The following is a 12,575-nucleotide window of genomic DNA, read 5'->3' on the forward strand; positions in this document are numbered from 1 at the left end:
TAGATCGTAATAGGCGGCAATGGGTATTTCCATAGATAAAAAACTGAACAATAAAAGATGCTCTGCAATAACACAATTAGCTGAAATGACGGGTTTCTATCATAAATAAACTGATAAGATTGATTTCGCTCAAACGGGGCATACGTTAGATATCTAACATTGTTGGCTTTCCGGCCAAAAGGCTTACTCATCGGAGATTGATATGGAAGACGTTGTCATCGTGGCCGCCGGCCGAACCGCCATCGGCAAATTCGGCGGTACCCTCTCGAAAATCCCGGCCACCGAACTCGGTGCCCAGGTGATCAAACAACTGATGGCCAAGACCGGCATCGATCCGGCCTCGGTCAGCGAAGTCATCATGGGCCAGGTATTGACCGCCGGCGTCGGCCAGAACCCGGCGCGCCAGGCCGTGATCAAGGCCGGCCTGCCGGACAGCGTGCCGGCCTCGACCCTGAATGTGGTGTGCGGCAGCGGCCTGCGCGCGGTCCACCTGGCGGCCCAGGCCATCAAGTGCGGCGACGCCGAGATCGTGATCGCCGGCGGCCAGGAAAACATGAGCGCCTCGCCGCACGTGCTGAACGGCTCGCGCGACGGCTTCCGCATGGGCGACGTCAAGATGACCGACACCATGATCGTCGACGGCCTGTGGGATGTGTACAACCAGTACCACATGGGCGTGACCGCCGAGAACGTCGCGCGCAAGTTCGAGATCTCGCGCGCCGAACAGGACGAATTCGCGCTGCAATCGCAGCTCAAGGCCGAAGCCGCCATCAAGGGCGGCAAGTTCAAGGACGAGATCATCCCGATCGAGATCGCCTCCAAGAAGGGCACCACCGTGTTCGATACCGACGAGTATCCGAAGCATGGCGCGACCCTCGAAGGCCTGGCCAGCCTGCGTCCGGCTTTCAACAAGGAAGGCAGCGTCACCGCCGGTAACGCCTCCGGCCTGAACGACGGCGCCGCCGCCGTGATCCTGATGTCGGCCTCCAAGGCGCAGCAACTGGGCCTGACCCCGATCGCCCGCATCAAGGCGTACTCGCTGTCGGGCCTGGACCCGACCATCATGGGCATGGGCCCGGTCCCGGCCGCGCGCGCCTGCCTGGAAAAGGCCGGCTGGAAGCACGAAGACGTCGACCTCATGGAAATCAACGAGGCCTTCGCCGCCCAGGCCGTCGCCGTCAACAAGCAGATGGGCTGGGACACCTCGAAGATCAACGTCAACGGCGGCGCGATCGCGCTGGGCCACCCGATCGGCGCCTCGGGCGCGCGCGTGCTGGTGACCCTGCTGCACGAGATGGTGCGCCGCGACGCCAAGAAAGGGCTGGCCAGCCTGTGCATCGGCGGTGGCATGGGCGTGGCGCTGGCGGTCGAGCGCTGAGCGCGGCCCGCAGGACTCAGCGGGCAGGAAGCAGTCCCAACGATAACAAAACGGTTTCAGGCAGTTTCGACAGGTTCGTAAAACTAGGAGAAGACAAATGGCTAGAGTGGCATTAGTGACCGGCGGTATGGGTGGACTTGGCGAAGCGATCTGCATCAAACTGGCGGCACTCGGCTATACGGTCGTGACGACGTATTCGCCGGGCAGCAAGAAAGCCGAAGGCTGGCTTGCCGCGATGCGCGAACAGGGCCATGAATTCAAGGCCTATGAGTGCGATGTGGCCGACTACGAGTCGGCCCAGGCCTGCGTGAACCGGGTGGTGCAGGAAGTCGGCCCGGTGGATGTGCTGGTGAACAACGCCGGCATTACGCGCGACATGACCTTCAAGAAAATGGACAAGGTCAATTGGGATGCGGTGATGAGGACCAATCTGGATTCCGTGTTCAACATGACCAAGCCGGTCTGCGACGGCATGGTCGAGCGCGGCTGGGGCCGGATCATCAACATCTCGTCCGTCAACGGCTCCAAGGGCGCCTTCGGCCAGACCAACTACTCGGCGGCCAAGGCCGGCATCCACGGCTTCAGCAAGGCGCTGGCGCTGGAAGTGGCGCGCAAGGGCGTGACCGTGAACACCATCTCGCCGGGTTATATCGGCACCAAGATGGTGACCGACATCCCGAGCGAAGTGCTGGAAACGAAGATCATCCCGCAGATCCCGATGGGCCGCCTGGGCAAGCCGGAAGAAGTGGCTGGCCTGGTCGCCTACCTGTCCTCGGACGAAGCGGCGTTCGTGACCGGCGCCAACATCGCCATCAACGGCGGCCAGCACATGCAGTAAATGGCAACCGAGCACGCTGTTTGCCGCATCGACAACACCGCCTCCGGGCGGTGTTTTTCTTTTCCGGCGTATGCGGGCGTCCCGGCTGCGCAGCTTGTCGTATCCTCGTATTACCGACACGACGACGAGGCAGACATGGCGATCGATACCAGGCAGGTGCAGGCGGTGGTGATGCTTCCCGGGCCGCAGCGTTATGAATACTTCATCAAGCGCGTGGCCGAGACACGTACCGTGTGGAGCCTGTACCGCAACGGCTGGGCGCTGGCGAAGAAGGAAGACGGCACCATGGTGTTTCCGCTGTGGCCGGACAGCGATTTTGCGAAAATATGCGCCGATTACGAGTGGACAGGCTACGCGCCGCAGGCGTTTTCGCTGGACGAACTGGTCGGCGAACTGCTGCCCCAGCTCGAGCAGGACGGCATCGTCACCGGCGTCTTTTATACGCCTGGCGCACGCGACGTGATGCCGAGCGCCGCATTGTTGCTGCGTGACCTGGACGATGAATTGAAGAGTCAGAGGAACCCATGAATGCCTTGCCCCACGGCGGCCTCGCGCTGTCCAGTCTTGAAGAGCAGGTCCTGCAGCCCGGCGTGAAGGGCTTGCCGATCGTCGCGCCGCTGCGCCAGGGGGCGATCGGGGTGCAGGGATGGAACGTGCTGCACGGCGACACCAGCTTCCCGGTCGCGGTATTGAAGACCTCGGCCCTGCGCCACAACCTGGACTGGATGCGCGCCTTCTGCGCGCGCTACCGCGTCGAGCTGGCGCCGCACGGCAAGACCACCATGAGCCCGCAGCTGTTCGGCGCCCAGCTCGCCAACGGCGCCTGGGGCATCACCCTGGCGAATGCCGTGCAGGTGCAGGTGGCGCATCGCTTCGGCGTGCGGCGCGTGCTGATCGCGAACCAGCTGGTGGCGCGCAGCGACGTGCGCGCCGTGCTGCAGCTGCTGCACGACGATCCGGATTTCGAATGCTTCGTGCTGGCCGATTCGCTGGCGGGGGTGGCGCGATTGGCGGAAGAAATCGCGGCCCACGCCTTGTCGCGGCCGCTGCCGCTGCTGGTCGAACTCGGCCTGTCGGGCAAGCGCGCCGGCTGCCGCACGCTGGACGAGGCGATGACGGTGGCGCGCGCCATCGAACACGCCCCGGGGCTGCTGCTGGCCGGTTTCGAGGGTTATGAGGGTTTGCTGGACAGCGCGGGCGCGGTCGAGGAATTCATTCGTCAACTGTGCGCACTGGTGCTGGAAGCCGACGACGAGGGCCTGTTCGGCGCCCCCGAGATCCTGGTCTCGGCCGGGGGCTCCAGCTGGTTCGACCTGGTCGCACGCGGCTTCCAGGGCCTGCATGGGCTGTCGCGCCCCTTGCGCCCGGTGCTGCGCAGCGGCTGCTACCTCACCAGCGACCACGGCATGTACCAGGGCCCGCTGCGCGACCTCGACGCGCGCGAGGGCGTGGCGCCGGGGGACGGCCTGCGTCCGGCCCTGGAAATCTGGAGCGTGGTGCAGTCGCGTCCCGAGCCCGGCCTGGCGATCCTCACCATGGGCAAGCGCGACGCCTCGCACGACGCCGGCCTGCCGGTGCCGCTGTGGGCGCACCGGCCGGGACCGGGCACCCCGCGCGCGTTGCCGGCCGGCTGCGAGATCGTCAAGATGAACGACCAGCACGCCTATTTGCGCCTCCCGGAGAGTGACCCGGTGCGCGATGCGCTGGCGGTCGGCGACCTGGTCGGCTGCGGCATCTCGCATCCGTGCACGACCTTCGACCGCTGGCCGCTGTTGCTGGCGGTGGACGACGACTACATGGTGCGCGGGGCCCTGAATACCTTCTTCTGAATGGCCGGGCGGTGAGCTACAATCGGTTGTCGCTTCATAAATAAGATGCCCATGCCCGCCATTCCGCCGTCGCTGTTCCCGCCCATCCTGCCCAACCGCCACGGCATGCTGGCCGTCGACGAGCTGCACACGATCTACTGGGAAGAGGTGGGCAACCCGAACGGGATCCCGGTGCTGTTCCTGCACGGCGGCCCCGGCGCCGGCCTCTCGCCGCAGCACCGGCGCTTCTTCGATCCGGCGGTTTACCGCGTGATCCTGTTCGACCAGCGCGGCGCCGGCAAGTCGATCCCGCTGGGCGAGTGGCGCAACAACACGACCCAGCTGCTGATCGAGGACATCGAGCGCCTGCGCAGCATGTTTGGCATCGAGCGCTGGCTGGTGTTCGGCGGTTCCTGGGGCTCGACCCTGGCGCTGGCCTACGGCGAGGCGCATCCGCAGCGCTGCCTCGGCTTCGTGCTGCGCGGGATCTTCCTGTGCACCCCGGCCGAGATCGAATTCTTCCTGTATGGCGTGCAGTGGTTCTATCCCGAGCTGTACGACGACTTCATCGCCCCGATCCCGCTCGAGGAGCGCGGCGACCTGTTGAAAGCCTATACGCGCCGCCTGCTGTGCGACGATCCGCAGCAGTACTGGCCGGCCGCGCGCGCCTGGAGCCGCTTCGAAGGCCGGCGCGTGTTCCTGCTGCCGCAGGAGGAAGAGACCTCGTCCGACACCCTCGACCTGGGCGTCGGCCGCCTCGAATCGCACTACATGGCGCACGGCGGCTTCCTGGAAGCCGACCAGCTGATCCGCGATGTCGGCCGCATCGCGCACCTGCCGGCCGTGATCGTGCAGGGCCGCTACGACGTGATCTGCCCGCCGCTGTCGGCCTACCGCCTGCACCAGGCCTGGCCCGGCTCGCGCCTGCGCATGATCCCGGACGCCGGCCACGGCGCGCTGGAGCACGGCATTGCGCGCGCCCTGGTCGCGGCCACCGAGCAGTTCAAGCGCTTCGGCCGTTTCGACTGAGGCGGCCGCATGAACATCCAGACCAACGACATCGGCCACGTGATCCAGCTGGCCATCGCGCCGGTGTTCCTGCTGACCGGCGTGGCCACCAAGCTGACGGTGCTGATGAACCGCCTGGCGCGCATCATCGACCGCACCCGGGTGCTGAAGGACGAGCTGCGCAAGGCGCCGAATCCGGAATGTGTCGAAGAGCTCGACGTGCTGTACACGCGCTGGCAGCTGATCAACTACGCGCTGACCGCCAGCACCGCCTGCGGCTTCCTGATCTGCGTGATCATCGCCTGCCTGTTCCTCGGCGACACCGCCGACCTGCCGCTCGACCGCTACATCGCCGGCATGTTCGTGCTGGCGATGGTGGCGCTGATCGGCAGTTTCATTTTCCTGCTGCGCGAAGTGTTCGTCTCGTTCCGCTACATGCGCATCCACCTGCACGACACGCAGGCACAGCCTCCACATTAGAAAGTCCCGAATTTATGCACGACTACCAACGCCCTCCGACCCTGCATCGCTACGGCATGCGCTCCGAACTGGAACAAGCGCTCTCCGCCGGCCAGTTTCGCCTGCTGCCGGCAAACGGCTTCCTGACGCTGTCGTTTTCGCAGGCCTGGGACAAGCAGCTGTTCAACGTGCTGGGCCCGGCCGACGCCTGCCTGGTGATCCACAACACCGAGGAATTCGGCGAGCGCCTGCACCGCGCGGTCCAGCGCACCCTGCCCAACTGGGCCGGCATCGACGGCCCGGTCGAATACGGCGTGCGCTCGCGCCTGGGCCTGGCCTTCAGCAAGTCCGCGGCCGAAGCCCGCGAGAAGGAATGGAAATTCGCCTGGCGTTCGATGTCGCCGCAGGCCACCCTGAACCCGGTGACGGTGCGCATCGGCAGTATCGAGCAGTTTGCGGAAATCCGTTCGCCCGAGAGTTATCCTGTTTGATGTCATTATTTTAGACACACGAGTCTAGGAAAACCGGGTGTAATGCGGGTCATCCACCGTCGTCCCCGCGGAGGCGGGGACCCAAGTTTGCACGCGCTCCGACTGCTCAAACAGAACTTGGGTTCCGCCTTCGCGGGAACGACGTTCATCGATGACGCCAATGAACGCACCTGTCCCCGCCACCGCCTATCCCCACCTGCTGTCCCCCCTCGACCTCGGCTTCACCACCCTGAAGAACCGCGTGATCATGGGCTCGATGCACACCGGGCTCGAAGACCGCTTTTATAACTACGGCAAGCTGGCGGCCTTCTACCGCGAGCGGGCGCGCGGCGGGGTCGGGCTGATCGTCACCGGCGGCATCTCGCCGAACCGGCAGGGCTGGCTGCTGCCCTTCGGCGGCACGCTCAATTTCATCGGCGACGTCCCGAACCACCGCCGCGTCACCCGCGCCGTGCACGAGGAGGGCGGCAAGATCCTGCTGCAGATCCTGCACGCGGGACGCTACGGCTACCAGCCGCTGGTGGTGTCCGCTTCGCCCCAGAAGTCGCCGATCTCGCCGTTCCGCCCGCGCGCGCTGACGGAGAGCGGGATCGAATCGACCATCGAGGCCTACGTCCGCTGCGCGAAGCTGGCGCAGCGGGCCGGCTACGACGGCGTCGAGGTGATGGGCAGCGAAGGCTACCTGCTGAACCAGTTCCTGTGCGCGCGCACCAACCGCCGCCAGGACCGCTGGGGCGGCAGCATCGAGAACCGCATGCGGCTGCCGGTCGAGGTGGTGCGCCGCATCCGTGAGGCAGTCGGCGTCGACTTCATCATCATGTACCGCCACTCGGTGCTGGACCTGGTCGAAGGCGGCAATACCTGGACCGAAGTCGTCGCCGTGGCGAAGGCGCTGGAGGCGGCCGGCGCGACCATCCTGAACACCGGCTACGGCTGGCACGAGGCGCGCATTCCCACCATCGTCACCTCGGTGCCGCGCGCGGCCTTCGCCGAGGTGGCGGGGCGCTTGCGCAAGGAAGTGCGTATCCCCGTGGTGGCGTCGAACCGCATCAATATGCCGCAGGACGCCGAGGGTCTGCTGGCGCGCGGCGACGCCGACCTGGTCTCGATGGCGCGGCCCTTCCTGGCCGATCCGGACTGGGTCGCCAAGGCGGAAAGCGGCCGCAGCGACGAGATCAATACCTGCATCGCCTGCAACCAGGCCTGCCTCGACCACACCTTCTCGAACAAGCGCGCCACCTGCCTGGTGAATCCGCGCGCCTGCCACGAGACGGAACTGGTCTACCGTCCGGCGGTGAAGCGGCGCCGCATCGCGGTGGTCGGCGCCGGCCCGGCCGGGCTGTCGGCGGCGACCGTCGCGGCCCGGCGCGGTCACGAGGTCACCCTGTTCGATGCCGCGGACAGCATCGGCGGCCAGTTCAAGATCGCTATGCGGATCCCGGGCAAGGAAGAATTCGCGGAGACCATCCGCTACTTCGGCCGCCAGCTCGAACTGGATGGCGTGCAGCTGCGCCTCGGCCAGCGCGTCACGCGCGAGGAACTGTTCGCCGCGGGCTACGACGACGTGATCGTTGCCACCGGCGTCAGCGTGCGCATGCCGCGCATCGAGGGCATCGACCATCCAAAAGTGCTCTCTTACCTGGACGTGCTGCGCGGCGGCGCGGAGGTCGGCAAGCGCGTGGCGATCGTCGGCGCCGGCGGGATCGGCTTCGACACCGCGGAGTACCTGCTGCACGATCCGCGCGAACCCTTGCCGGTACCGGTGCCGACCTGGATGGCGGAGTGGGGCGTCGACCCCGCCGTGCGCGCGGCGGGTGGCCTGGCCGAAGCGCACAAGCCGACGCCGCTGCGCACGATCTGGCTCCTGCAGCGCAAGACCACGCGTCCGGGCGCCGGCCTCGGCAAAACCTCGGGCTGGGTACACCGCGCCACGCTGGCGCGCAATGGCGTCGTCATGATGGCGGGCGTGCAGTACGAGCGCATCGACGACGCCGGCCTGCACATCACCGTGGGCGGGCAACAGAAACTGCTCGACGTGGACAATGTCGTGATCTGCGCCGGCCAGGAAAGCCTGGCGGCGCTGATGCCGCCCGAGGGCACGCAGGGCGGACCGCGCTTCCACAAGATCGGCGGCGCCGCGCTGGCGGCCGAGCTGGATGCGAAGCGGGCGATCCGCGAAGGAGCGGAACTGGCTGCCGCCCTGTGATGGACAGCGCCTCGCTGGCCTACCTGCTGGTGCTGTTCGTCGGCGTGGCGGCCGGCATGGTCAGCGGCATCGTCGGCACCGGTTCGTCGATGATGCTGATGCCGGTGCTGGTCATCTTCTTCGGCCCGCAGCAGGCGGTGCCGGTCATGGCGATCGGCGCGCTGATGGGCAATCTCGGCAAGGTGCTGGCCTGGCGCCGCGAGATCGACTGGCGGGCCTGTGCGGCCTATTGTGCGACCGCGGTGCCCGGCGCGGCGCTCGGCGTGCGCACCCTGCTGGCGCTGCCGGCCCATGCCGTCGACATCGTGCTTGGCCTGTTCTTCATCGCGATGGTGCCGGCGCGGCGATGGCTGGCGCGCCGTTCGGTCAAGTTCAGCCTGCTGCACCTGGCGCTGATCGGCGGCCCGGTCGGCTTTTTGACGGGCATCGTCGTCTCGACCGGCCCGATCACGGTGCCGGTGTTTACTTCCTACGGCCTGGAGCGGGGCGCTTTCCTGGCGACCGAGGCGGCCGCTTCGCTGGGCGTGTATGCCAGCAAGATCACCGCCTTCGAGGAATTTGGCGCGCTGCCGGCCAGCGTGATCGCGAAAGGCCTGATTGCCGGCGCGGCCCTGATGACGGGGTCGTTTTGCGCCCGCCCGGTGCTGCTGCGGATGCCGCCGGCGACCTTCCGGTTGCTGGTCGACGGCTTGATGGTGACGTCCGGCGCGAGCCTGCTGTGGGCAGCGACGAGCGCCTGACAAAGCCCTCATGCCTGCGTTGCACCGTCTCGCCGTGCCCAATGTACCGTCTTCGACGGTGCGCCTTGCCCTGAGGGCTTTGCCAGGCGCTGTGGGGCCCGGTGTCCGGCTAAAAAAATAGCCGGGCGAATGCGCGCCCGGCCACGATCACCAATCGCTCAGGCCTCAGTCCTGTCCGGCCCCGCTGCTGCGCTTCTTGGTCTTCTTGCTCGCATGATCCGACGGCTTCTGATCGCTCTGCATCGAACCCGACCCGCTCGCCTGCTTTTGTTCCATGCCGCCATAGCCCGACTGGCGCGAAGCGTTCAGGCGGTCTTCCTCGCCGCGCGCCTGCATGCGCTGGGCGCTCTGGCGGGCGCTCCAGCCGGCCTGCTGGGCGCCGCCGCCGCCGCGCTGGCTGCCGACATACTGGTCGCCGGCGCCGTTGCCCTGCAGCGAACCACGCGAACGCAGGGCCGCGCCCTGCTGTTCAATATTTGCCGATTGCACGTTGGCACTGCCCGGCGCCACCCAGCCCGGCGCGCGCGGCTGCTGGCTGCCGTTTGCGACAGGGACGGTTTTTTCCTTGGCAATACCACGTGCGCGGACGCTATCCGGGCCTTTTTGCTTGGTCATTTGATCCTCCTCAGGTGCTGCGCATGTTGATGCGCTGACAGGGAGATCATGCGCGCGGGGAAGGACGTATTCCAGAGGAATCGGGAGCGCACCGGTGTAGGACTGGAACTACCAAGATTCCTTTTGGAATTTGGAATATTGGTTACTGTTGAGTTTGGCGGAGTGCGGAGCAAACTTGGGCCCCCGCCTGCGCGGGGGCGACGGAAATTGCGGGGCGACGGTTCTTGTTGCGATGATTACTTCTTGCGCACCACCACGCAGCCGATCGAGTAACCGGCGCCGAACGAGCAGATCACGCCGTTGGCGCCGCTCGGCAGGTCGTCCTGGTAGCTGTGGAAGGCGATGATCGAACCGGCCGACGAGGTGTTGGCATAGGTATCGAGAATCACCGGCGCTTCTTCCGGGGTGGCGTCGCGATTCAGCAGCATGCGCACGATCAGCTGGTTCATGTTCAGGTTGGCCTGGTGCAGCCAGAAGCGCGAGATGTCCTCGATCTTCAGGCCGGCGCCTTCGACCGTGCTGCGGATCATCTCGGCGGCCATCGGGCACACTTCCTTGAACACCTTGCGGCCCTGCTGGCGGAACAGCTTGTCGGCCTGGCCGATGCCGCTTTCGTCGAAGCGGTTCATGAAACCGAAGTTGTTGCGGATATTGTTCGAGAACTTGGTCTTCAGTTTCGAATCGAGGATCTCGAACTGGTGCTCGCCGGTCGCGGTGTCGGCGGCTTCGACGATCATCGCGGTGCAGGCGTCGCCGAAGATGAAGTGGCTGTCGCGGTCGCGGAAGTTCAGGTGGGCGCTGGTGATTTCCGGGTCCAGCACCAGCACCGCGCGCGCCTGGCCGGTCTGCACGGCCGCCGCCGCGGTCTGGATCGCGAAGGTCGCCGAGGAGCAGGCCACGTTCATGTCGAAGCCAAAGCCCTCGATGCCCAGCGCGTCCTGGACTTCGACCGCCATCGCCGGATAGGCGCGTTGCATATTGCTGGCGGCGACCAGCACCATGTCGATGTCGGCCGGCGTGCGCTTGGCGCGCGCCAGCGCCTGGCGGGCGGCGGCGACGCAGATCTCGGCCTGCAGCGACAGTTCCTCGTCGGCGCGTTCCGCAATGCGCGGGGTCATGTGCTTCGGATCGAGGATGCCGGACTTTTCCATCACGTAGCGCGACTTGATGCCGGACGCTTTCTCGATGAAGGCGCTGCTGGAGGCTTCCAGGGCGGTGACTTCGCCGGCCGCGATTTTCTGCGCGTTGTCGGCGTTGAACAGTTCGACGTAAGCATTAAAGGCCGTCACCAGCTCATCGTTGGAGATCGAATTCGGTGGCGTGAACAGGCCGGTGCCGCTGATGACGACAGGTTTCATGATTGGCTTTCAAAAAGATGATAACAGGAGGCAACACCCTGCGATCTGCCGATTCTACACAATCGTACACACCCTGGGAACGCCTCCGGCAATACGTCAAAAGTGCGTAGAGCGTCCAACAAAATCCCACATGGCGGCCTTGCATCGTCTCGCCGTACTAAAGCTCTCAATGCGCCTGCTGGGCCAGCGGCCCGGCGCCGTCGCCCGCGCGTTTCGACAACTGCAGCGGCAGTCCCTGCAGGTGGCGCAGGGCCTGGGCCAGCTGGAAGTCGGCGTCGCTGCCGAATTCGAGCGGCTTGCGGCGGCGTTCGGCGATCAGGATCCGCATCTGTGCCTCGACATCGTCCTTGCGCGTCGCTGCCTCACGGCTGCTGCCGTTCGACAGATGGTGCTGCAGGTCGGCTTCGCGCATGCGCAGCGCGTTCAGGCCGTCGCCGTCGGCGTTCTCGTCGACCGGGAAGTCGGGCAGCACGCCGCGCGCCTGGATCGAGCGTCCGCTCGGCGTGTAGTAGCGCGCCGTGGTCAGCTTCACCGCGGTTTCGCCCGCCATCGGGCGGATGGTCTGCACCGAGCCCTTGCCGAAGGTCGGGCTGCCGACGATCGCCGCGCGCTTGTAGTCCTGCAGGGCGCCGGCCACGATTTCCGAGGCCGAGGCCGAGCCGGTGTTCACCAGCACCACCATCGGAATGGTCTTGAACAGTGCCGGCACCTTTTTCAAGGGATCGTCGCCGCGGCTGAGCATGTAGTGTTCGGGGCGGCCGTAGAAGCGTGCCTTCGATTCCTCGAGCTGGCCATTGGTCGAGACGATTTCGGCGCCGTCGGGGAGGAAGGCGGCGGCGGCGCCGATCGCGCCCTGCAGCAGCCCGCCCGGATCGTTGCGCAGGTCCAGCACCAGGCCGCGCAGATCCGGCTCCTCGCGCGCCAGCGCCGCCAGCTTGGCGGCGAGGTCGCTCACGGTGGGCTCCTGGAACTGCGAGATGCGCACCCAGGCGTAGCCCGCGCCGTTCGACCTGACGATCTTGCCCTTCACGCTCTTCTGCATGATCTCGTCGCGCACGATCGTGATCTCCAGCGGGCCGGGTGCGCCCTGGCGCAGGATGGTCAGCACGACCCTGGTGTGCGGCTCGCCGCGCATGCGCTTGATCGCATCGTCGAGCGTCATCTCCTTGACCGCCGCGCCGTCGATGCGCGCGATCTGGTCGCCCGCCTTGATGCCGGCGCGCGCGGCCGGCGAATCCTCGATCGGGGAGACGATTTTCACGTAGCCCTCGTCGCTCGGGCCGATCTCGATCCCGAGGCCGACGAAGCGGCCTTCGGTGCCTTCACGCAGCTCGCGGTAGGCCTTGCGGTCCAGATAAGCGGAATGCGGATCGAGCGCGGCCACCATGCCGGCCGTGGCCTGGGTCAGCAGCTTGCGGTCTTCGACCGGTTCGACGTAATCCGACTTGACCAGGCTGTAGACATCGGCCAGCTGGCGCAGGCTGGCGATCGGCATGCCGTTTTCGACCGGTTTCTGGGCCAGCGCGGAAAACTGGATGGTGACCGCGACGCCCAGGATGGCGCCCAAGGTGAGGAGGGCGGAATGTTTGAGTTTCGAGCCCATGTGCTGTCGGTCCTTCGCTAACGTTATGCCTGAGCGCCGTCGAGTATACCCGTCCCGCGCCCGTAGCGGCC

12 protein-coding genes are annotated in these 12,575 nt (G+C 66.2%); 9 read left to right on the top strand and 3 right to left on the bottom strand.

All coding sequences use genetic code 11. The annotated features are described in order from the left end of the window. Positions 1-202 precede the first annotated feature (202 nt). From AM586_RS15685 to AM586_RS15725, 9 genes are all read left to right on the top strand, one after another. The gene (locus tag AM586_RS15685) at positions 203-1,378 is read left to right on the top strand and encodes an acetyl-CoA C-acetyltransferase (RefSeq protein ID WP_052234292.1); all 1,176 of its coding nucleotides are present in this window, start codon (positions 203-205) and stop codon (positions 1,376-1,378) included. Between the two features lie 97 nt (positions 1,379-1,475). Further along, a complete protein-coding gene (phbB, locus tag AM586_RS15690; RefSeq protein WP_052234291.1) occupies positions 1,476-2,216 on the top strand; it encodes an acetoacetyl-CoA reductase in 741 nt (246 codons plus the stop codon). A 135-nt stretch (positions 2,217-2,351) separates the two neighbouring features. Beyond that, entirely contained in the window at positions 2,352-2,744 is a 393-nt protein-coding gene (locus AM586_RS15695) for a DUF2750 domain-containing protein (RefSeq protein ID WP_052234290.1), read from the top strand. Beyond that, positions 2,741-4,045, top strand: coding sequence for an amino acid deaminase (locus tag AM586_RS15700; RefSeq protein ID WP_052234289.1), 1,305 nt, complete (start codon positions 2,741-2,743; stop codon positions 4,043-4,045). Before AM586_RS15695 ends, AM586_RS15700 begins: the two co-directional genes overlap by 4 nt. A 51-nt stretch (positions 4,046-4,096) precedes the next feature. Next, positions 4,097-5,053, top strand: a complete 957-nt coding sequence (pip, locus tag AM586_RS15705) for a prolyl aminopeptidase (protein WP_082439358.1) — start codon at positions 4,097-4,099, stop codon at positions 5,051-5,053. A gap of 9 nt (positions 5,054-5,062) precedes the next feature. Continuing rightward, on the top strand, positions 5,063-5,512 hold the full coding sequence (locus AM586_RS15710; protein ID WP_052234287.1) for a DUF2721 domain-containing protein: 450 nt from the start codon (positions 5,063-5,065) through the stop codon (positions 5,510-5,512). A 14-nt stretch (positions 5,513-5,526) separates the two neighbouring features. Beyond that, positions 5,527-5,982 (top strand): hypothetical protein, encoded by a 456-nt coding sequence (locus AM586_RS15715; protein WP_052234286.1) that lies wholly within the window; start codon positions 5,527-5,529, stop codon positions 5,980-5,982. Positions 5,983-6,142: 160 nt separating this feature from the next. Further along, entirely contained in the window at positions 6,143-8,188 is a 2,046-nt protein-coding gene (locus AM586_RS15720; protein WP_109370478.1) for an NADPH-dependent 2,4-dienoyl-CoA reductase, read from the top strand. 14 nt (positions 8,189-8,202) lie between these two features. Further along, a complete protein-coding gene (locus AM586_RS15725; protein ID WP_052234402.1) occupies positions 8,203-8,928 on the top strand; it encodes a sulfite exporter TauE/SafE family protein in 726 nt (241 codons plus the stop codon). A gap of 165 nt (positions 8,929-9,093) precedes the next feature. On the opposite strand, the gene AM586_RS15730 is transcribed toward AM586_RS15725, so the two are convergent. From AM586_RS15730 to AM586_RS15740, 3 genes are all read right to left on the bottom strand, one after another. After that, on the bottom strand, positions 9,094-9,543 hold the full coding sequence (locus tag AM586_RS15730) for a hypothetical protein (protein WP_052234284.1): 450 nt from the start codon (positions 9,541-9,543) through the stop codon (positions 9,094-9,096). A gap of 236 nt (positions 9,544-9,779) precedes the next feature. Next, on the bottom strand, positions 9,780-10,901 hold the full coding sequence (locus tag AM586_RS15735; protein WP_052234283.1) for a beta-ketoacyl-ACP synthase III: 1,122 nt from the start codon (positions 10,899-10,901) through the stop codon (positions 9,780-9,782). A gap of 166 nt (positions 10,902-11,067) precedes the next feature. Next, positions 11,068-12,504 carry a S41 family peptidase gene (locus AM586_RS15740; protein WP_052234282.1) on the bottom strand — a complete coding sequence of 479 codons (1,437 nt, stop codon included), beginning with the start codon at positions 12,502-12,504 and terminating at the stop codon, positions 11,068-11,070. Positions 12,505-12,575 lie beyond the last annotated feature (71 nt).

It is taken from the genome of Massilia sp. WG5 (assembly GCF_001412595.2).
In the GTDB taxonomy this organism is placed as follows: Bacteria; Pseudomonadota; Gammaproteobacteria; order Burkholderiales; family Burkholderiaceae_D; genus Telluria.

Coding starts and splice junctions, on each gene's coding strand:
- AM586_RS15685 (WP_052234292.1), top strand. CDS start 203: ATGGAAGACGTTGTCATCGTGGCCGCCGGCCGAACCGCCATCGGCAAA.
- phbB (WP_052234291.1), top strand. CDS start 1,476: ATGGCTAGAGTGGCATTAGTGACCGGCGGTATGGGTGGACTTGGCGAA.
- AM586_RS15695 (WP_052234290.1), top strand. CDS start 2,352: ATGGCGATCGATACCAGGCAGGTGCAGGCGGTGGTGATGCTTCCCGGG.
- AM586_RS15700 (WP_052234289.1), top strand. CDS start 2,741: ATGAATGCCTTGCCCCACGGCGGCCTCGCGCTGTCCAGTCTTGAAGAG.
- pip (WP_082439358.1), top strand. CDS start 4,097: ATGCCCGCCATTCCGCCGTCGCTGTTCCCGCCCATCCTGCCCAACCGC.
- AM586_RS15710 (WP_052234287.1), top strand. CDS start 5,063: ATGAACATCCAGACCAACGACATCGGCCACGTGATCCAGCTGGCCATC.
- AM586_RS15715 (WP_052234286.1), top strand. CDS start 5,527: ATGCACGACTACCAACGCCCTCCGACCCTGCATCGCTACGGCATGCGC.
- AM586_RS15720 (WP_109370478.1), top strand. CDS start 6,143: ATGAACGCACCTGTCCCCGCCACCGCCTATCCCCACCTGCTGTCCCCC.
- AM586_RS15730 (WP_052234284.1), bottom strand. CDS start 9,543: ATGACCAAGCAAAAAGGCCCGGATAGCGTCCGCGCACGTGGTATTGCC.
- AM586_RS15735 (WP_052234283.1), bottom strand. CDS start 10,901: ATGAAACCTGTCGTCATCAGCGGCACCGGCCTGTTCACGCCACCGAAT.
- AM586_RS15740 (WP_052234282.1), bottom strand. CDS start 12,504: ATGGGCTCGAAACTCAAACATTCCGCCCTCCTCACCTTGGGCGCCATC.